14 protein-coding genes are annotated in these 21570 nt (G+C 37.6%); 11 read left to right on the top strand and 3 right to left on the bottom strand.

Annotation, left to right across the window (positions count from 1 at the left end):
* The first annotated feature begins 82 nt into the window (after window positions 1-82).
* The 3 genes from rarD (at window position 83) to MHH42_RS17560 (ending at window position 3482) form a co-directional block, all read left to right on the top strand.
* Window positions 83-1024 (top strand): EamA family transporter RarD, encoded by a 942-nt coding sequence (gene rarD, locus MHH42_RS17570; RefSeq protein WP_000535548.1) that lies wholly within the window; start codon window positions 83-85, stop codon window positions 1022-1024.
* 79 nt (window positions 1025-1103) lie between these two features.
* Entirely contained in the window at window positions 1104-1529 is a 426-nt protein-coding gene (locus tag MHH42_RS17565; protein WP_000447810.1) for a divergent PAP2 family protein, read from the top strand.
* A 99-nt stretch (window positions 1530-1628) separates the two neighbouring features.
* The gene (locus tag MHH42_RS17560; protein ID WP_070173592.1) at window positions 1629-3482 is read left to right on the top strand and encodes a terpene cyclase/mutase family protein; all 1854 of its coding nucleotides are present in this window, start codon (window positions 1629-1631) and stop codon (window positions 3480-3482) included.
* 74 nt (window positions 3483-3556) lie between these two features.
* On the opposite strand, the gene MHH42_RS17555 is transcribed toward MHH42_RS17560, so the two are convergent.
* Window positions 3557-3706 carry a YfhD family protein gene (locus MHH42_RS17555; RefSeq protein ID WP_001035815.1) on the bottom strand — a complete coding sequence of 50 codons (150 nt, stop codon included), beginning with the start codon at window positions 3704-3706 and terminating at the stop codon, window positions 3557-3559.
* Between the two features lie 275 nt (window positions 3707-3981).
* Here MHH42_RS17555 and fabG point away from each other — a divergent pair, with 275 nt between their 5' ends.
* On the top strand, window positions 3982-4722 hold the full coding sequence (fabG, locus tag MHH42_RS17550; protein WP_000506443.1) for a 3-oxoacyl-ACP reductase FabG: 741 nt from the start codon (window positions 3982-3984) through the stop codon (window positions 4720-4722).
* 50 nt (window positions 4723-4772) lie between these two features.
* Here the strand turns inward: fabG and dhaS are convergent, their stop codons facing one another.
* Window positions 4773-6257, bottom strand: coding sequence for an aldehyde dehydrogenase DhaS (dhaS, locus tag MHH42_RS17545; RefSeq protein ID WP_000080298.1), 1485 nt, complete (start codon window positions 6255-6257; stop codon window positions 4773-4775).
* A 272-nt stretch (window positions 6258-6529) separates the two neighbouring features.
* On the opposite strand from dhaS, the gene MHH42_RS17540 reads away from it, so the two are divergent.
* The 6 genes from MHH42_RS17540 to MHH42_RS17515 all read left to right on the top strand — a co-directional run bounded on the left by MHH42_RS17540 (window position 6530) and on the right by MHH42_RS17515 (window position 13157).
* Entirely contained in the window at window positions 6530-6808 is a 279-nt protein-coding gene (locus tag MHH42_RS17540) for a YhdT family protein (protein ID WP_000800723.1), read from the top strand.
* A gap of 3 nt (window positions 6809-6811) precedes the next feature.
* Window positions 6812-8251: a sodium/pantothenate symporter gene (gene panF / locus MHH42_RS17535; RefSeq protein ID WP_070173591.1), complete on the top strand. Its 1440-nt coding sequence runs from the start codon at window positions 6812-6814 to the stop codon at window positions 8249-8251.
* A 116-nt stretch (window positions 8252-8367) separates the two neighbouring features.
* Entirely contained in the window at window positions 8368-9300 is a 933-nt protein-coding gene (locus tag MHH42_RS17530) for a nucleoside hydrolase (RefSeq protein ID WP_097953644.1), read from the top strand.
* A 116-nt stretch (window positions 9301-9416) separates the two neighbouring features.
* The gene (locus MHH42_RS17525; RefSeq protein ID WP_000751345.1) at window positions 9417-10526 is read left to right on the top strand and encodes a serine hydrolase; all 1110 of its coding nucleotides are present in this window, start codon (window positions 9417-9419) and stop codon (window positions 10524-10526) included.
* A gap of 222 nt (window positions 10527-10748) precedes the next feature.
* On the top strand, window positions 10749-12257 hold the full coding sequence (argH, locus tag MHH42_RS17520; protein ID WP_070173588.1) for an argininosuccinate lyase: 1509 nt from the start codon (window positions 10749-10751) through the stop codon (window positions 12255-12257).
* 60 nt (window positions 12258-12317) lie between these two features.
* Window positions 12318-13157 (top strand): GNAT family N-acetyltransferase, encoded by an 840-nt coding sequence (locus tag MHH42_RS17515; RefSeq protein ID WP_139138342.1) that lies wholly within the window; start codon window positions 12318-12320, stop codon window positions 13155-13157.
* 35 nt (window positions 13158-13192) lie between these two features.
* On the opposite strand, the gene MHH42_RS17510 is transcribed toward MHH42_RS17515, so the two are convergent.
* Window positions 13193-13942: a (S)-benzoin forming benzil reductase gene (locus MHH42_RS17510; protein ID WP_070173586.1), complete on the bottom strand. Its 750-nt coding sequence runs from the start codon at window positions 13940-13942 to the stop codon at window positions 13193-13195.
* A 116-nt stretch (window positions 13943-14058) separates the two neighbouring features.
* Here MHH42_RS17510 and MHH42_RS17505 point away from each other — a divergent pair, with 116 nt between their 5' ends.
* The gene (locus MHH42_RS17505) at window positions 14059-21531 is read left to right on the top strand and encodes a DUF7507 domain-containing protein (protein WP_340893679.1); all 7473 of its coding nucleotides are present in this window, start codon (window positions 14059-14061) and stop codon (window positions 21529-21531) included.
* Window positions 21532-21570 lie beyond the last annotated feature (39 nt).

Here is a 21570-nt window from a genome sequence, read left to right as displayed (position 1 = left end):
AAGAATTACAGATTGATTATTGGTAAAGTGAGCATATGAAACCGTATAATGGAGAAAAAATGAGAAGAGGAGAAAAAGGAAGATGGGGAGTCAATCAGCACAGCAAAAAAAAGGGATTATATATGCGGCTGGTGCTTATACGATGTGGGGAATCCTACCGATTTATTGGAAATGGGTTGAGGAAGTTCCAGCAGATGAAATATTAGCACACCGCATTGTTTGGGCGTTCGTTTTTATGTTAATCGTATTAGCTGTTACGAAGAGATTTCGTCAGTTTGTTGGGGAGTTTGTGAATCTTTTTAAACGACCTAAATTATTAATGTCATTAACAATTGCTTCAATTTTGATTAGTGGGAACTGGTTTGTCTACATATGGGCCGTTAATCATAATCATGTCATTGAAGCGAGTCTTGGGTATTATATTAATCCACTTATTAGTATTTTACTTGGTACAGTCGTATTAAAGGAAAAGTTAAACTTTTGGCAATATGTTGCAGTAGGTTTAGCTGGAGTAGGGGTTATCATTTTAACAATACGTTTTGGATCCATTCCATGGGTTTCTTTATCACTTGCCTTTTCATTTGGATTATACGGATTAACGAAAAAATTGTTAAACTATGATGCGACGATTGGGCTTACGATGGAAACGATGTTAGTGACGCCGTTTGCGCTCATTTATCTCGTTATGACAGGGGTACATGGTTTCGGTTCATTTGGAGCTATTTCAATGCTATCGACGTTACTTTTAATAGGAGCAGGTATTGTTACAGCGCTACCACTATTTTATTTTGCAAAAGGAGCACAACTTATTCCGCTTTATATGGTAGGCTTTTTACAATATATTGCGCCAACGATTAGTTTAATTTTAGGTGTATTTGTATTTGGTGAACATTTTACATCTACTCATATGATGGCATTTTTCTGTATATGGGTTGCTTTATTTGTATTTTCAATAGCGAAGACAAAGTTTTTAGTGCAGAAACAACCGAAATTTATAAAAAATAAATCAGCAAAAGTATCATAATGCGTAGTATTTTCTACGCATTTTTCTTTATACTGATACTATATAGAATTTCCATTATAGCTAGTAGGGAGCTGAGAACATGGAAACAATTTTACATAATGATCCGCTGATGGCTGCTGTAATTTCGTGGTTTATAGCACAGTTAACAAAAGTAGTCTTTAAATTAGTTAAAACGGGTGAATTTGATTTTGCAAAATTTTTTGCTTCAGGTGGGATGCCAAGTTCTCATGCTTCAACTGTTACAGCGCTTGCGACAGGTGTTGGAGTTGTGGAAGGTGTGGAAAGTACCATATTTGCAGTGGCTGCAATCTTTGCAATCATTGTTATGTATGACGCTTCAGGAGTAAGGCTTGCGGTAAGTAAACAAGCGAAAATATTGAATGAATTTTTTCATGGTAAACAAACAGAATATAAGAAGTTAAATGAGCTTGTCGGACATACACCGTATGAAGTAGTAGTCGGTGCTTTATTAGGGGTTATTGTCGGAGTGGGATATTGCTTATGAGCAGAACATAATATGTGTTCTGCTTTTCTTTGTTTTTACACATATTCGGTTGCTTTTTTGAATATCGTTATACGGATTTCGAAAGGGTAGGTGAATGCCTTGTTATTATATGGAAAAGTGCATGAAGAAATAGCGAGAAGGACAACTGCACTTCAAACGATGCAAAGGCAAGATGGTACGTGGAGATTCTGTTTTGAAGGAGCACCATTAACTGATTGCCATATGATATTTTTATTAAAATTATTAGGTAGAGATAAAGAGGTAGAACCGTTTGTAAAAAGATTAGCTTCACTCCAAACGAATGAAGGGACATGGAAATTGTATGATGATGAAATGGGGGGGAATTTATCTGCTACCATTCAATCTTATGCTGCCCTACTTGCTTCGAAAAAGTATACAAAAGAAGATGCGAATATGAAGCGAGCGGAAATGTTTATTACAGAACGTGGGGGAGTGGCGCGTGCTCATTTTATGACGAAGTTTTTATTAGCAATTCATGGAGAGTATGAATATCCTTCGCTCTTTCATTTGCCAACACCGATTATGTTTCTGCAAAATGATTCCCCCCTCAGTATATTTGAATTAAGTAGTTCGGCACGTATCCATTTAATTCCGATGATGTTGTGTTTAAATAAAAGGTTTCGTGTAGGGAAAAAGTTACTGCCTAATTTAAATCATATTGCGGGCGGGGGCGGAGAATGGTTTCGGGAGGACCAATCTCCAATGTTTCAAACATTATTAGGTAATGTGAAACAAATTATATCTTATCCGCTTTCCTTACATCATAAAGGAAATGGGGAAGTAGAACGTTTTATGAAAGAGCGTATCGATGAAAATGGAACGTTATATAGTTACGCAAGTGCTTCGTTTTATATGATTTATGCTTTACTTGCGCTAGGACATTCTATTCAATCGCCAATGATTCAAAAGGCTATAACGGGGATAACATCTTATATATGGAAGATGGAAAGAGGGAACCATTTACAAAATTCCCCGTCAACTGTATGGGATACAGCATTACTTAGTTATGCGTTGCAAGAGGCTCGTGTTTCGAAAGAAAGTAAAATGATTCAAAATGCGTCAGTATATTTATTAAAAAAACAACATAAGAAAAAAGCTGATTGGAGTGTGCATGCGCCGGCGCTTATTCCGGGCGGTTGGGGTTTTTCTGATGTGAATACGACAGTTCCTGATGTTGATGATACAACAGCTGTGTTAAGAGCATTGGCACAAAGTAGAGGGAACGGAAATGTGGATGATGCTTGGAAGAAAGGGACGAATTGGATTAAAGGATTACAAAATAATGATGGTGGTTGGGGAGCATTTGAAAAAGGCGTGACAAGCAAGTTATTAGCGAATTTACCAATCGAAAATGCAAGCGATATGATTACGGATCCTTCTACACCAGATATTACAGGCAGAGTGTTAGAGTTTTTCGGGACATATACGCAAAATGAATTGCCCGAGAAACAAAAACAAAGTGCAATCAACTGGTTAATGAATGAACAGGAGGAAAATGGATCGTGGTATGGAAAATGGGGCATTTGTTATATATATGGTACATGGGCAGTGATGACTGGCTTACGGGCGTTAGGAATTACTTCTGCTCACCCTTCTTTAAAACGAGCAACTTTATGGCTTGAACATATACAGCATGAAGATGGTGGCTGGGGAGAATCTTGTCAAAGTAGTGTGGAAAAAAGATTTGCTACTTTACCATTTAGTACACCATCGCAAACAGCATGGGCTTTAGATGCTCTTATTTCTTACTATGATAAAGAAACACCAGCTATTCGAAAAGGTATTTCATATTTGCTTGCGAATCCTTATGTAAATGAGAAATATCCTACTGGAACAGCTTTACCAGGTGGGTTTTATATTCATTACCATAGCTACGCTCATATATATCCGTTACTTACTTTGGCGCATTATGCAAAGAAATACAAAAAATAAACCGAGAGATGTTTCTCGGTTTATTTTGTTGGGTAGTAGGTCCCTGTTGAAAAGAATAAGGTTATGATTTCCCCTTATTTTTCTGTTGACTGGCGTTTTTGACGTGCATCAGCGGCATTTGCACGTGCGTTTGCTTCTAAGTCATTGTGGTCAGCGAGTTCACGAGAGAACTCAACATCAATACCATCAGTGGCTTTGCTTTGTTTGAAATTTTTTTTGTTCATTCGACACAATCTCCTTGCACTTTATCCCGCATAACGGGTAGTAAAACTCCCACCTCAAAATTCAGATGGAACAAAGAAGCTAGGTGGGAGATTAACTGCCCGATTGGTGAGGGCTGATAATCAGTGGGGGATGAACAAACTTCCCACTGATTAAAGTTTCACTCTATGCGACGTTGCAAAGTTAGTTTGACACAAATAGACTTTTTTATACAAAGAGGATTTGGAAAGCAAAAAGCCGAAATATACAGTATAAGTAATAGAAATGGGGGATAGGGATGGGATTTTTAAATGGGAAAACAGCTGTTGTAACAGGTGGCGCCCAAGGAATTGGAAAAGAAATTGCACGAGTTTTTGCCAGGCTTGGGGCTAAAGTTTTAATTAGTGATGTAAATGAAGAAAAACTACAAAAAACGACACGTGAATTATCGGACGAAGGATATGAAGTAAGCTTATATCGATGTGATGTAAGTAATCAAAATGAAGCGAAATCATTAATTGAGTATGCAGTTCAAAAATTTGGGACACTGCATATTTTAGTAAATAACGCTGGAATTACAAAAGATGCAATGTTACATAAGATGGAGAAATCAGCTTGGGAACAAGTATTACAAGTAAACTTAACTGGCGTTTTTTATTGTATGCAGCCAGCTCTTCTTTATATGAGACAACAACAATATGGGCGCATTATTAATATTTCTTCAATAAGTAGAGAAGGGAATATTGGACAAGCAAATTATGCGGCAACGAAAGCTGGCGTTGTCGGTTTAACGAAAACAGCAGCGAAAGAAGTTGGAAGCTTCGGTATTACTTGTAATGCAATTTGTCCAGGATTTATGGATACGGATATGACAAAAACAATACCGGATAAAGTAAAAGAAAAAATGGTTGGAGCGATTCCGGTTGGTAGAATTGGAACGCCAGAAGATATTGCGAACGCGGCGGCCTTTTTAGCGTCAGAATACGCATCCTATATTACAGGAGAAGTATTAAATGTGAGCGGAGGGCTGCAAGTTTAAAGGAATACATAATGAAAAGAACCTGACCGAGTGGATCAGGTTCTTTCGATTTAATTTAAGTTTAACCAAACGCTCTTCACTTCTGTATAGTTATTTAATGCGTAAGATCCCATTTCACGGCCAAGACCAGATTGTTTAAATCCTCCAAATGGAGATGCTGCATCAAAGACGTTATAACAGTTTACCCATACTGTACCTGCGCGTACTTTACTTGCAACATAGTGTGCTGTCTTAACATTTTCTGTCCATACACCAGCTGCCAAGCCAAATTGTGATTTATTCGCACGTTCAATTACTTCATCAATATCGTTAAACGGTATTGCAGAAATAACTGGACCGAAAATTTCTTCTTTTGCGATTGTCATCTCATCATTGACGTCGGCGAATACTGTAGGAGAAACGAAGTAGCCTTGATCAAATGGATTACTTCCTCCGCAAAGTACTTCAGCGCCTTCTTCAATCCCTTTTTCAATGAAGCCCATTACACGTTTTTGTTGTTCTTCGGAAACGAGAGGACCGATTGTAGTTTCTGGACTTAGACCAGCACCTTGATTTAATTTTTTAGAATAAAGGACGAGATCAGCCATGACATTATCATACATTTTCTTCGGAATAAATAAGCGTGATCCAGCAGAGCATACTTGTCCTTGGTTAAACATAACACCAGAAAGTGCACCAGGAATAGCGCGAGATAAGTCGGCGTCTGGTAAAATAATATTTGGTGATTTACCACCAAGTTCTAAAGTAACACGTTTTAATGATTCGGATGCTTGTCTCATAATTTGTTTGCCAACTGGAGTAGAACCAGTAAATGCAATTTTATCAACGAGTGGATGATTAACGAGAGCTTGTCCAGCTGATTCACCGAATCCAGGAACGATATTAATAACACCTTTCGGGAATCCAGCTTCTTCAATTAATTCAGCTAAGTATAGAGCGGATAGTGGAGTTTGTTCTGCAGGTTTTAAAACGATTGTACATCCTGTAGCAAGCGCCGCTCCCATTTTCCACATTGCCATAAGAAGCGGGAAGTTCCAAGGGATAATTTGACCAACAACACCAACAGCTTCATGGCGTGTATAGTTAAAGTAATCACCGGAAACAGGAATTGTTTGACCAACGATTTTCGTCGCCCAGCCAGCATAATAGCGCATATGCTCAATTGCAAGTGGTATGTCTGCTGCCATTGTTTCACGGATTGGCTTTCCGTTATCTAACGTTTCGAGCTGTGCAAGCTCTTCTTTATGTTCTTCCATTAAATCGGCAAGCTTGTACATAAGGCGGCTTCGTTCAGCAGTGCTCATGCGAGACCAAGGACCTTCGTCAAAAGCCATGCGAGCTGCGACTACAGCTTTATGAATATCTTCGCGACCAGCTTCAGAAACGATGGCAAGCGTTTCGCCAGTTGCAGGGTTAGGCGTTTTAAACGTTTTACCGGAAGCGCTTTCAACGAAAGATCCATTCACATATAACTTTTTCGTGCCTTGAAGAAACTTTTCTACCTTTTCATGAAGATTTACAGCTAGTTGACTCATTGTATAACCCCCTTGAAAATATAATGTAAACGCAGTACGAGACGGCGTTTATTCCGAAATCAAGGATGTAGGAACTAGATGGAAAGCCTCTAATTAAAATCATAATTAACAATTACTGAAAATTCAAATTTCATTTGTGTTACAATTGTAAAAAATATGTAATGTAAGAGAGTCTTCTATATAATTATAAAAAATCCTGCTTGTTTTTGCTTTCTAGTAGGAAAAACTAGAAGAACAATGGTACAATAATACATCGTGAGAGGAGGGAGAAAATGAAGAATTATCATGATGATCCACGCTTTCGAATCGCCCATAGAGAAGCGTTAATTGGTCTTGGACTTGCTATTATCAATTTTATAATATGGTACGGATTTGCTTATGGGCTTGGTAGTAAAAATCCAAGTGAATATACATATGTATTCGGTTTTCCAGCATGGTTTTTTTATAGTTGTATTGTTGGATTTGTCGTAATGGTTATTTTGCTTAGTTTAGTTGTTCGTTTTGTATTTCAAGATATTTCACTCGATGAGGAAGAAAAAAGTGAGGAATAATAGATGAATTGGTATGTAATCATTCCAATGATAATTTCGTTTATCGTTGTATTTTTAATTGGTATATATGCTTCAAGACGCGTACAAGCGACTGCTCATAATAAATTTTTGCAAGAATATTTTCTTGGTGGACGTGAGCTTGGCGGTTTATTATTAGCGATGACAATGATTGCTACGTACGGTAGTGCAAGTAGTTTCATTGGTGGCCCTGGTATTGCTTACAATATGGGACTTGGATGGGTATTATTATCTGCGATTCAAGTTGTAACAGGTTATATCGTTTTAACGGTTATCGGTAAAAAGTTTGCAATTATTGCTAGGAAGATGGAAGCAATTACGCTTATCGATTATTTAAAAGGAAGATACGCTAATAAAGCGGTTGTTATACTTTCGGCGTTATGTATTATTATCTTTTTATTTTCAGCAACAGTAGCCCAGTGGGTCGGCGGTGGACGATTAATTGAGTCGCTAACAGGTCTATCTTATACAACAGCACTATTTTTATTTACTTTTTTTGTACTTGTGTACGTATTAATTGGTGGGTTCCGCGCAGTTGCGTTATCAGATACGTTATTAGGTATCATTATGTTAGTTGGAACGACAATCATTTTAGTTGCTACTGTTATTGCTGGTGGTGGAATTGAAAAGATTATGCAGGAACTTGTTCAAATCAATCCGAATTTAATTACACCATTCGGAGCAGATGGTAGTTTAACGAAATCATATGTTACATCGTTTTGGATTTTAATTGGAATTGGCGTTGTCGGTTTACCACAAATTAGTGTGCGTGCTATGTCTTATAAAAATTCAAAAGCTATGCATCAAGCTCTAATCATTGGAACGGTTGTCGTTGGTACAATTATGATCGGGATGCATTTAACGGGTGTATTTGCACGAGTAGTACTTCCTGGTATAACGGTACCAGATAAAGTCATGCCGCTACTCGCGATGGAAGTGTTGCCGCCTTGGCTAGCTGGCGTTTTCTTAGCGGCACCAATGGCAGCGATTATGTCTACAGTAAATTCGCTATTGTTACTTGTAAGTTCATCGATTATTAAAGATATATATGTAAATTACATAAATAAGGATGCAGCAGACAGTACGATAAAAAAAGGAAGTTTGTGGATTACGGGTATTGTAGGACTGCTCGTTTATGCAGCGGCGATTAAACCGCCAGATTTTTTAATATGGTTAAATTTATTTTCTTTCGGTGGATTAGAAGCAGCATTCATTTGGCCGATCGTCTTAGGGTTATATTGGAGAAAAGGGAATGCAACTGGAGCGCTCGCTTCCATTTTAGTTGGGGTAGGCTCATATATGTGTATTCATCTTTTCTACCCAAATCCGTTCGGTATACATACAGTTGTCTTCCCAATTTGCTTTGCGTTTATCGCTTACATAGTGGGAAGTATGATTGCTGTGGAAAAAAACAGCATAGGCTAGATGAAGAACGTAGTCCGTATAGGACTGCGTTTTTTTTATAAAATTCATCTTTTTTATTCTGTATATGTAGGGCTATTCATAAATTAATAACAACTGAGGGGATGGAGTTGAGGTCGATGAAAAAAGTGTTATTTTTGGGAGACCCGGGAATTGATGACTCTTTAGCCATCATGTATGGAATTATGCATCCTGATATTGATATTGTTGGTGTTGTAACCGGATATGGAAATGTAACGCAAGAAAAGGCAACAAGTAATGCTGCGTATTTATTGCAAATGGCAGGACGGGAAGATATACCTGTTATTAATGGTGCGAAAATTCCTTTATCTGGAGATGTTACAACGTATTATCCAGAAATTCATGGAGCAGACGGTTTAGGACCAATTAAGCCTCCGAAAGCTTTTTCACCAAATATAAAATCTTTTTGTGCATTTTTTGATATTCTTGAAAAGTATAAAGGAGAATTAATAATAGTTGATGCCGGTAGGTCAACGACATTAGCGACAGCGTTTATTTTAGAAAAGCCGATGATGAAATATGTAAAAGAATATTATATAATGGGCGGTGCTTTTTTAATGCCTGGCAATGTTACACCAGTGGCGGAGGCGAATTTTCATGGCGATCCGATTGCGTCACAGTTAGTTATGCAAAATGCGAAGAATGTAACATTAGTGCCGCTTAATGTTACATCCGAGGCAATTATAACGCCAGAGATGGTAAAATATATTACGAAACACTCTAAAACGAGTTTTAATACATTAATTGAACCGATTTTTACGTATTATTATAAAGCCTATAAAAAGTTGAACCCGAAAATAACAGGAAGTCCAGTACATGACGTTGTCACAATGATGGTCGCGGCGAATCCGTCCCTTTTAGATTATGTGTACCGCCGTGTCGATGTAGATACTGTTGGAATTGCAAAGGGCGAAAGTATTGCTGATTTCCGTCCACAACCTGACTCAAAAGCCTTAAAAAATTGGGTTCGAATTGGTTGGTCGTTACATTATAAAAAATTTCTCGAAGATTTCGTGAAAATTATGACGTAGACATAATAGGAGAATACAAGTTAAAATAATGGAGATGGTTACTTAAATAACCATCTCCATTATTTTGTTTTTTTAGATAAAGAGAGAAGAGTTGCACAATAGGAGAGGAATTTTACTTGAAAAAAACTATAGTATGCGCAATGATTGTGGGTATTTTCGTTTTGGTAATATCGGGTAACTTTTTAGTGAAAAAAGTGTGGAGTTCAAATAACGATGATGCACAGTATATCGCATCTTTTATTGAAGAACATAAAGATGAAAAAAATAGTGCGCTTCTAGTAAAGAGAAATGATAAAGTTGTTTATTCTGTAAATCCAAATGTTGTATTACCAGTTGCTAGTACGATGAAATTAATTGTGGCGCTTGAATATACGAAACAAGTTACAGAAGGGAAAATTGACCCGGCTAGTTTCGTTTCAATTAATGATGTCAATCGATATTATGTACCGAATACAGATGGTGGTGCACAAGATAGATGGCAAAGGTATTTGGAGAAGACAGGCAAGATAACTGAAGGAGCCGTTACTTTAGAAGACGTGGCCAAAGGAATGGTTAAGTTTAGTTCGAATGCTAATGCGGAATATTTAATGGAAGTGTTAGGATTAGATAACATTAATCGAAATTTACAAAGTTTATCGCTCCCTGCACATCAACCACTATTTCCGATTGTTTCATCTTTATATATCCCGGGATATTTGCATAAAGAATTACATGTTCCAAAATATAAAATAGAGAAAAAATTAAAAGAAATGACTCAAGAGCAATATCGTGAATATGCGATGATTATTCATGAGCGCTTAAAAAAGAAGGGGTCATTATTACAGAAAGAAATTCCTCTTTATTTAGAGGAACGTTATGATAAAATTTGGTCAGATAGATTACCAGCTGCGTCAGCAAACGATTATATGGTATTGCTGCAAAAGGCAAACCATAAAGGTGGCCTGACAGAAGCTGAAGAAAAAGTGTGGGCAAGTATCGTTGAAACAGATATGAGTGCCAAGAAATATCGTAAAACATTCAGACACGCAGGACAAAAGAATGGGTATACGCCATGGACGGTTACAAAAGCGGTTTATGCTATGGATAAGCGCGGGAACTGTACAGAAATTGTATTTTTAGCGAATAATTTAAATGAAGATGACAGTGCAGAAATACGTAAACATTTAGCAAATTTACATTTCCAAGTGTTGCAAAGTGATAAGTATGATGCGACTTTTATTAAATAAACTCGGTGCATAAAGCACCGAGTTTATTTTTGTCCCGCTATTTGTGGACAGTAAGACTCCCATCTCAAAATTGGGCGAATGCGAGAGAGTTAGGTGGGAGTACAACTGCCTGTAAAAGGCCGATTGGTAAGGGCTAATTAAAGTTTCACTTTATGTATAAGCACTTTTTTACTATCTCTGGGTATGATGGGTAGTAATACTTAGGTGAAAGGGGAAAAGGTGATGAAACAGAGTAAAGAAGAATTTATAAAGAATGAAGGCGCTGATTTCCCTGGGAAAACATATGTGGATTGTGTATTACAACATGTATTTAATTTTCAGCATAACTACTTATTAAAAGATATGTTTCAAGTGCATAAAGCACATATTATGATGCTGACTGAAGAAAGTTTAATAAAAAAAGAAGAAGCTACAGTTATATTAAAAGCACTAAAAAAGGTAGAAGGAATGCCCAAAGATCAATTGCGATATACAGAACAACATGAAGATCTCTTTTTTTTAGTTGAACATTTAATTTCTCAGGAAGCAAAGTGTGATTTTGTAAGTAATATGCATATCGGTCGAAGTAGAAATGATATGGGAGTAACGATGTATCGTATGAGCTTAAGACGATATGTATTACGATTAATGGAACACCATTTATTATTGCAAGAAAGTATATTGCAACTTGCTGATGATCATAAGGGAACAATTATGCCAGCTTATACACATACACAACCAGCACAACCAACAACGTTTGGTCATTATATGTTAGCAATTTATGATACGATGCAAAGAGACTTAGAACGAATGAAAAAAACGTACCAAATTTTAAATCAGTCTCCGATGGGGGCAGCTGCACTTTCAACAACAAGTTTTCCGATTAAACGAGAACGAGTTTCTCATTTACTTGGGTTTACAAATGTAATTGAGAACTCATATGATGCTGTCGCTGGAGCGGATTATTTATTAGATGTTAGCTCGTTACTTATGATAATGATGACAAATACGAGTAGATGGATTCATGACTTCTTATTATTAGCGACGAAAGAATATGATGGTATTACTGTTGCGAAGCCATATGTGCAAATTAGTAGTATTATGCCACAAAAACGAAATCCAGTTTCAATTGAGCATGCTCGTGCTATTACGAGTAGCGCTTTAGGAGAAGCATTTACAGTATTTCAAATGATTCATAATACACCATTTGGGGATATTGTCGATACGGAAGATGACTTACAGCCGTATTTATATAAAGGAATCGAAAAGACGATTCGCGTATTTTCTATTATGAATGCAGTCATTCGAACGATGAAAGTAGAAGAAGAAACGTTAAAAAGTCGTTCCTATAAACATGCAATAACGATAACTGATTTTGCAGATGTTTTAACAAAAAACTATAAAATTCCATTTCGGCATGCTCATCATGCAGCAAGTACGGTTGCTAATATGTCATTGGTGCAGAAAAAGGAGCTTCATGAATTACATTTCAAAGATGTAAATATATACTTACAAGAAAAATTTAAAATACATTTATTAGAAAAAGAGTGGAAAGAAATTATATCGCCAGAAGCTTTTATTCAAAAAAGAAATGTATACGGAGGACCGAGTAAAAAAGAGATGGAACGAATGATTCAAAAGCGTAAAGAGTCATTTCAAAATGAAGAAGAGCGATTTGAAACGGAAAAACGGAGAATATTACGAGCTGAATATAATTTGAACATATTAGTTTCAAATATTATCGAATCGTAAAAGAAGGATTTAATGAATTAATCGCCAATACTTAATTAAAATATAAATGGAGAGAAGAGATTGTCGATGATTCAATTACACGTATATAAAGAGATTCTTCATTTTAAAGAAGATGTTACACCATTTTTAGAAAAGAATGAGCAGGAAAATAATTTAATGTTAGGTATATTACAAGTAGCTCAAGAACCGACGTTTATGGGGGTAGCGAAACGAGGAGAAGAAATTACAGTTGTATTTCTTCAAACAGAAGAGAAGATACAAATGATTGTTGCAACTTCTGAAAATTCGGAAGTAGATATAGTGAAACTTGCAAAAGAGTTATCGAAAGTATATCCGGACATTCCTGGATTGATCGGTAATAAGGAAATTGTACAGAAATTAGCTGAAGAGATTGCGGTGTTAGAAAATAAGAAAACGAATGTTGTAATGAAACAAGGTGTATATGCATTACAACAAATTAAGAAGAAGTGGAACGAGGATGGAATTTTTCGAGAAATAACTAATGATGAGTTGCCATTAATAGAAAAATGGATATATCAATTTTGTGAAGATGTGAAGCTCCCAACTACGAAAGAAGAAGCGGAACAAACCGCACATACATTAATCACTAATAATCGTCTATTTGGTCTAGAAGTAGATGGGAAACTCGTTTCTGTAGCTGCAAAAACGAGACCAACTACAAATAATATAACAGTAAATTTCGTTTATACCCCGAAAGAAGCACGAAAAAAAGGGTACGCATCTAATTGTGTAGCGGCACTCAGTCAACGTATGTTAGACGAAGGGTACAAGACGACTACACTATATACTGATTTAGCCAATCCGACATCTAATAAAATTTATCAAGAAATTGGTTATGAACAAATTGCGGAGTCTGTGCTCATATTTTTAGAGAAGTAGAATAAAAAGGCGTGCTATTTTAGCACACCTTTTTATTATTCATCAATTCTAATAACTTCGCCTTGCGGGAAGTTCTCAGTTTCTAGTAAGTTACGAATAGCTTTTGCCACATATTCAGGTGATAATAGCTTTCCTTCCTCTTTTAGTGTGATGAATCGGTCTAAATTTGTGAAGTCTTCTTTATTTGTTTCACGAATTTGTGCTTGCATATTTGTATCCACAACACCAGGTGCAAAAGCGACGATTTTTACTGGATATTCTTTTTCCTCTTCTTCAGTCGCTACGCATTGTGTAAACATATTCACACCAGCTTTCGTAGTACAATAAGCGCCCCAGCCAAAGTAAGGTTTTTTTCCTGCACCAGATGAAATGTTTACAACGCGTTTATCTACTTTCCAGTCTTTCGTATGTTTCATGAACATAGATGTAAGAATCATAGGGGCAAGTAAATTAATGTGAACGTTCGTAATGAATTGTTCGCTTTCTGCTTTTTCAATCGGCTTCATAGGTGCAACTGTACCCGCATTATTAATTAAATGAATAGAAGATACATTGTCTTCTTTAATGGATGAAATGATTTCGTTAAAGTTAGTTTCTAAATGATGTACATCTTGAAGATCTAAGGAATGGAAAATACAATTGCTGTTATATTGTTCTGCAAGTTTAGTAAGCTCTTTATTTTCTCTTCTAGAAATAGAGATGATGGCTGTGCTTTCTTCTAATAATTGCGCGGCAATTGCCGCACCTAAACCTTGTGAAGTTCCTGTTATGATAACGTAGCGCATAGTTTTATAAACTCCTCTCGTATGTGCGGAATTTTGTTGGACAACGTACACTCTATAGTTTGTCTACATTTTATAGTATAGAGCACTTTTTACTATAAATGAAATGAGATGATTACGTGCCTTTTATGAATCGCTTTACAACGACAGTTACTGGTGCCGTCACGTTCACTGGGAACACGTTGGGACTCAGTCCTACATCTCCTGCACCAGGCAATAATTTCGGTACGATTGATGTATTTACTACGGTAAATACATCGCTTCAAGTGCCAGGATTCCCAGCAGGAACGACAAATGATTGGCGATTAAATTCTGCAAGTGCAATTTTGAACCTTCCAGCAGGGAGTAGTGTCTTATACGCAGAACTTGTGTGGGCTGGCACATACCGGACTGATACGGAGGATGTTACTGCGTTTTTAAATGATAATATTACCTTTACAACACCAGCGGGGACATTTTCTGTTACACCAGACCCAGCAACTGCCCAGCAAGGTTCAGTAGGGAAGCAGTTTTATTATAGTCGTTCTGCTAACGTAACGAACCTTGTTAGTGCAGGTGGGGCTGGCACATATACAACAGGTGCCGTGCCAGCTGCAAGAACTTCAGCTGATTCAACAATTAGTCGTTCGGTTGGCTGGACGCTTGAGGTAGTTTATCAAAATGTGAGTTTACCACTAAGGAATTTATCGGTGTATGCAGGACAAGAAATTATTGAGGCATCATCACCACCAGTAGATGCTGTTATTTCAGGTTTTGCAACGCCGTCTACGGGAACAGTTACAGGAAGAGTACTTGTAACTGCCCAAGAAGGTGATGCTAACATTGTTGGAGATCAACTTCGTTTTGGGCCGAATGCAAATGCTACAGTTACTTTATTCGGACCGAGAAATCCTGCAAATAATTTCTTTCAGTCACAAATTTGTAATGACAATGGAAATTTAGATACGAGCGGAACATTTGGAAATCTGAATCAGCCGTTAGGAATAGCTTTAGCGATCCGAAGACAAGGGTGGGATATTACGAATGTAGATGCCTCCTCATCTTTAGTAAACAATCAGACGTCAGCAACTGTTCGCTTTGTCACAAATGGAGATGGATACGCTGCAGCTGGTTTTGGTGTTCAAATTGATGCAACAGGTCCAATCATTAATCCTGTTAAATCGGTAAATAGAACCGTTGCAGGGGTAGGGGATACTCTCACCTATACGATTACGGTCCCGAATACAGGAACAGGAAGTGCAGAAAACGTTGTATTACAAGATAGTATTCCGAACGGAACTACATTCGTAGCAGGTAGTGTAACGGTAGGTGGAGTAACGCAACCGAGTGCGAATCCCGCGAATGGAATTAATTTAGGTACAATCCCAAATAACACGCAAAGAATTGTTACATTTCAAGTTCGAATAACATCGTTCCCGAACCCAAATCCTATTCCAAATCGTGCAATGGTGTCATATCAATTCCGTCCTTTTGTCGGTAGTGCCCCTATTACAAGTACGTCTTCTTCAAACACAGTACAAACGACAGTGAATCAAGCGACTATAAGTATGCAAAAATCTGTAGATCTACAGACGGCAACTCTTAATGATGTATTAACGTACACAGTTAATGTGACGAATAATGGGAATGTTGCTGCAAACAATGTTATTTTTGTTGATAGTATCCCTGCAGGAACAACATTTGTAGCTAATAGTGTTACGGTTAATGGAGTAGCACGTCCAGGAGCGAATCCATCAAGTAGTATTAATCTTGGAAGTATTAATGCATCGCAAACGACTGTAGTACGCTTTCAAGTACGAGTGACATCGAACCCTCTTGTCAATCCAATACCGAACCGTGCAAGTGCAACCTTTACCTTTACCCCAGTGCCTGGTCAACAACCAATTTCAGGTCAAGCGACGAGTAATACCGTAGTTACTACAATTAATATAGCTGATATAAGAACGAGAAAAACAGTGGATAGAGCTTTTGCGACAGTGAATGACGTTCTTACGTACACCGTTACAATTGAGAATACAGGAAATGTACTTGCGACGAATGTTGTTTTTCAAGATCCAATCCCAATTGGAACGACTTTTATTGCAAATAGTGTGACTGTAGATGGGGTTTCGCAACCTGGGGCAAATCCAGCGACTGGGTTTGCGGTAGCAAATATATCTCCCGGCGGAAGTAGGACAGTGACTTTTCAAGTACGAGTGACATCTACGCCATCAGGAGGTACGATTGCGAATCGTGGAAATGTATCTGCTAATTTCGTCGTTAAACCAAATCAGCCGCCAGTAACGATTAATAGACAAACGAATACTGTAGTGACACAAGTTAATACGGGTGGTTTAAATGTAATAAAAGAAGTGAATACAACGCAAGCGGCAGTAGGGGACACTTTAACATACACAATTGCCGTCCAAAATACAGGAAATGTTCCGTTAACAAATGTGCTTTTCCAAGACACTATTTCTTCCGCTGTTTCTTTCGTTGCAAATTCTGTAACAATTAATGGAGTACCGCAAAGTGGATTGAATCCGAATACAGGATTTTCTCTTCCAAATATTCCTGCGGCTCAAACCGTTGTAGTCACATTTGACGTATTAATTGTACAGGATCCAGAAAATGAAGATATTTTAAATCAAGCAAATGTAACAGCAAGTTTTCAAGTGAATCCGAGCGAACCGCCAGTAACAATCAATGTACCGAGTAATATTGTGAATACAACTGTACAATCAGGGAATTTTGAAGTTGTGAAAGCAGTGAATACAGATGTTGCAACGGTAGGGGATGTTTTAGTATATACAATCGAAGTTATAAATGCAGGTAGTGTACCAGCTACAAATGTATTTTTCCAAGATTCAATTCCACAAGGGACATTATTTATTGAAAATAGTGTAGTTGTTAATGGTGTTTTACAAGAAGGGGCAGATCCAGAACTTGGATTCCCATTAAATAATTTGCCTACTGGTGCGAGTGTAATTGTTACTTTTGAAGTATTAATTGATGAAATTCCCCAAGGAAATAATGTCGTAAATAATGCGAATGTAACTGGAGATTTCCTTGTAAATCCGACAGAGCCACCGATTACTGTAACAGTACCAAGTAATACTGTTATGACAGTCGTGAATTCTTCAGGGTTAAATGTAATGAAAAGTGTAAGTGCTACTGAAGCAGGTGTAGGAGATACGTTAACGTATACAGTTCGTATACAAAATAGTGGAACAGTAGCAGTGACAAATGTATCATTCCTTGATCCAATTCCATCTGGAACAACGTTTGTAGCAAATAGTGTAACAATAAATGGAACGTCTCAGCCAGGTTTAAACCCAACAACTGGATTTCCACTTGCTAATATTCCAGTAGGAGGGATGGTAACAGTTACTTTTCAAGTGACGATCACGAGTGTACCACCAAATAGAGTTCTTCCGAATAATGCGAATGTAACTGCTGATTTCCAAGTAAGTCCTCTGCAGCCACCAATTACAATTGTAACGATTAGTAATATTGTTGTGACGCGAGTAAATGTAGGATCGATTAATGTAATAAAGAGTGTAAACACACCGCAAGCAGGCGTAGGAGATACGTTAACGTATACAATTCTTATTCAAAATACAGGAACTGTTCCTGCAACGAATATTATTTTTCAAGATCCGATTCCTGTTGGAACTGCGTTTGTAGCAAATAGTGTGACGATAAATGGAGTTGTTCAGCAAGGCGCGGATCCTATGGCAGGTTTCCCAGTACCAAATATTCCGGTCGGACAAACGGCTACGATTACGTTTCAAGTTACAGTGACGAGTGTTCCGAGCGGTGGAAATATTAGAAACCAATCGAACGTTACTGCAAGTTTTCTTATAAATCCAGCAAACCCTCCAATAACGACTGTTACGAATAGCAATTTTGTCGTGACACAAGTAAACACAGCACAGTTAAATATACAAAAATCTTCATCTGTACAACAAGCGGCATTTGGAGAAACTTATACGTATTCTGTTGTCATTCGAAATAACGGCACAGTACCAGCGACGAATGTTTCTTTCATCGATCCAATTGCTCCAGAAACAGCATTTGTCGCAAACAGTGTGACGATAAATGGAATTTCACAGCTTGGTTTAGATCCGAATATTGGTTTCCCGCTTCCTAATATTGCAGCTGGGGCATCAGTGACAGTAACGTTCCAAGTTACAGTAGTTACGCCATCCCCACGCGGAGCAGTATTAAATACGGCATCTGCTACAGCCACTTTCTTATTAAATCCTTTACAACCACCTGTAACAACGACAAATTCAAGTAATACGACAGTAGTTACAATACCGTTACCTCCTCCTGGTGAAGTAACAGCAACAAAAGCAGTTGACGTTGCGACTGGGGCTGTTGGAGATGTATTAACGTATAGCGTGCTAATTACGAACGTAGGAATTATACCTGTTACAGATGTACTCTTCCAAGATGTCATTCCGGAAGGAACGACATTTGTCGAAAATAGTGTAACGATAGGTGGGGTTCAGCAATTTGGTTTAAATCCAGAAATAGGATTTACTGTTACTCCATTATTAATTGCTGGTGGAAGTATTACGGTAACATTCCAAGTGACAATTACAGAGATTCCAGATAATGAAGTCATATTAAACGATGCTGACGTTACATTTACTTCACAACCGAATCCGCAGGAACCACCGATTACGGAAACGATATTAACGAATTTAGTCGTTACGACAATTAATATAGCGTTTATTTTTCCGTTAAAACTAGTAGATAAAGAAGTAGCGACTGTAGGAGAAATTTTAACGTATGATGTATTGATTTTTAATTTTGGAACAGTGGCAGCGACGAATGTTCAATTTATAGATACTACTTCCGCGGGTGTAGCATTTGTACCAGGAAGTGTGAGCATAAACGGGGTACCGGCACCAGGATTAGATCCTTTCATTGGTTTTACAGTTCCAGATATACCTGTAGATGATTTTGTACTTGTCACATATCAGGAGACGGTAACGAGCATACCAGAAGGTGGTACAGTTGTTAACTTTGTAGACGTTACCGCGACATTTGCTGTAAGTGAAACAGAACCACCTATTACTGAAACGACGACAAGTAACACGACATTAACAGAAATAAATGAATCTGGTTTGAATGTATTAAAATCAGTGAGTCAGCCGATTGTTGCAGTAGGGGATACAATCACCTATACAACAGTAGTTCAAAATACAGGGACAGTGACAGCAACGAATGTTCAATATAGTGATGTATTACCTTCTTCTATAGCATTCGTGCCGAACAGTGTAACGATAGACGGTGTGTTACAACCTGGATTCAATCCGAATAATGGATTCCCGCTTCCAGATATAAATCCAGGTGAAAGTGTAGAAGTAACATTTCAAGTAACAGTTGTTAGTGTTCCATCAAACGGAACAATTGTCAATACGGCAAATGTAACAGGTAGCTTTGTATTAGTACCAGGAGAACCACCAGTTATAGTAAACCAACCGAGCAATACAACACTCACAACTGTCAATAGAGGACAATTTAATGTTATTAAACAAGTAAATAGAGCGGCTACTCTCGTTGGAGATGTATTAACGTATACGGTTCAAATAACGAATACAGGAACAGTAATAGCTAACGATGTTCAGTTTGTTGATACGATTTCAGCAGGAGCGTCATTTGTACCAAATAGTGTAACGGTAAATGGAGTTTCGCAACCAAACTTAAATCCGATTACTGGCTTTGGAGTTGGAGATATACCAGTTGGTGAAACGGTTATAGTGACGTTTCAAGCGACAGTTACAACCATCCCGTCATCAGGAACAATTACGAACGTTGCAAATATAACAGGAAGTTTTACTTTAGTGCCAGGAGAACCACCGGTTATAGTGACAGATCCGAGTAATACGACTATAACAAGAATAAATAGAGGACGTTTCAGCATTATAAAATCTGTAAATAAAGAAGCGACACGTTTAGGAGATACGTTAACGTATAGTGTGCAAGTTACAAATACGGGAACGGTAACAGCGACGAATGTTCAGTTTATCGATGTTCCATCACCTAGTTTAGAATTTGTTCCTGGAAGTGTACAAATAAATGGGATTCCGCAAGTAGGTTTAGATCCTTTTGTAGGCTTTTCATTACCGGATCTTGCAGTAGGGGATAGCGTATTAATCACATTTGAAGTAAATGTAATTTCAATTCCGCCTTCTAGTAGCATTATGAATACAGCGAGAGTAACTGGTGATTTCGAATTGATTCCAGGAGAACCACCGTTTACAATTACCAATTCAAGTAATACGACAGTCACACCAGTAAATAGAGGCAGTTTAGATATGCTGAAAGAAGTAGATCATTCAATTGTTGGAGTAGGAGAAACGGTAACGTATCGTGTTCGTATATTAAATACTGGTACGGCTGACGCAATGAATGTTCAATTTATTGATGTGCTATCTCCGGAAGCTGTTTTTGTACCAAATAGTGTAACGGTAAATGGAGTAGCGCGTCCGGGAGTAAATCCGCAGGTTGGATTTACGATTTTGGACATTCCAGTCGGTGAGACGGCGATTGTAACATATGAAGCTACGATTACGAGTTTTCCAGATGGTGGTACAGTAGTGAACGTTGCTGGGGCATCAGCAGAATATATTTTAGTACCAGGTGAACCGCCAGTTACAGTGATGGACACGAGTAATACAGTTATTGTAACGGTAAATACTGCAATCTTATTTGTTGCAAAAGGAGCAAACTTTGAAGTAGCAATGGTAGGAGATGTTGTCACTTACGGCATTGCCGTCATAAATGATAGTACAGTTCCTGTGACGAATATTGTTTTAACAGATATCATTGATCCAAATACGTTATTTATAAATGGCACGGTAACGGTAAATGATGTACCTCTTCCATTTGCCAATCCGAATACGGGTATTCCGTTAGGTGATTTTCAGCCAAATGATGCGGCAATTATTAATTTCCAAGTTGTAATAACGGGAGGACAAATAAATAATTTAGTTACAAATACTGCTACAGCGACTGGGCTCGCAACTGTAAATCCGAATGAGCCGCCTGTAGTAGTTGAAGGTGATAGTAATACAGTTGTTATCCCGTTTATCCCTCAAAATGTCTCAACGACAGTCGTAAAAACGGCAAATCTTCAAACAGCAACAATTGGAGATGTCATTACGTTTACGACAGTCATTACAAATACAGGTGATACTGTCATGCAAAATATTCGTTTTCAAGACATGTTAGATAGTAGTGTTCGATTTATCCCTGGAAGCGTAATAGTCGATAGTGTTCCATTACGAAATGTAAGTCCAGTATCAGGGTTTCTTATAGGGAATTTAAATCCGGGTGAAGCGCGGACAGTTTCGTTTCAAGTAGTAGTTCAGAGCGCACCAAGTGGTTCAGGAAATTATATTAACCAAGCGAGTATTCGCTTTGAACATCAAGTAGGTACAGTATTGCCACCTGTTACACAAATAATAGAAAGTAACATGGTAGTCATCCCATTTGTTCCAACGATAGAACAAATTTGCGAAACGAACTTTAATTGCTTAGATAAAATTCCATTTCAATGTTCTCCATGTAATCACTTACAAATAAATAAAAAATAAATACCAAAAGAGCATCCTGTAAGAATAGGATGCTCTTTT

Source organism: Bacillus sp. FSL L8-0099, from assembly GCF_038006385.1.
Taxonomy (GTDB): domain Bacteria; phylum Bacillota; class Bacilli; order Bacillales; family Bacillaceae_G; genus Bacillus_A; species Bacillus_A toyonensis.
This window is presented reverse-complemented; position numbering and strand designations above follow the sequence as displayed.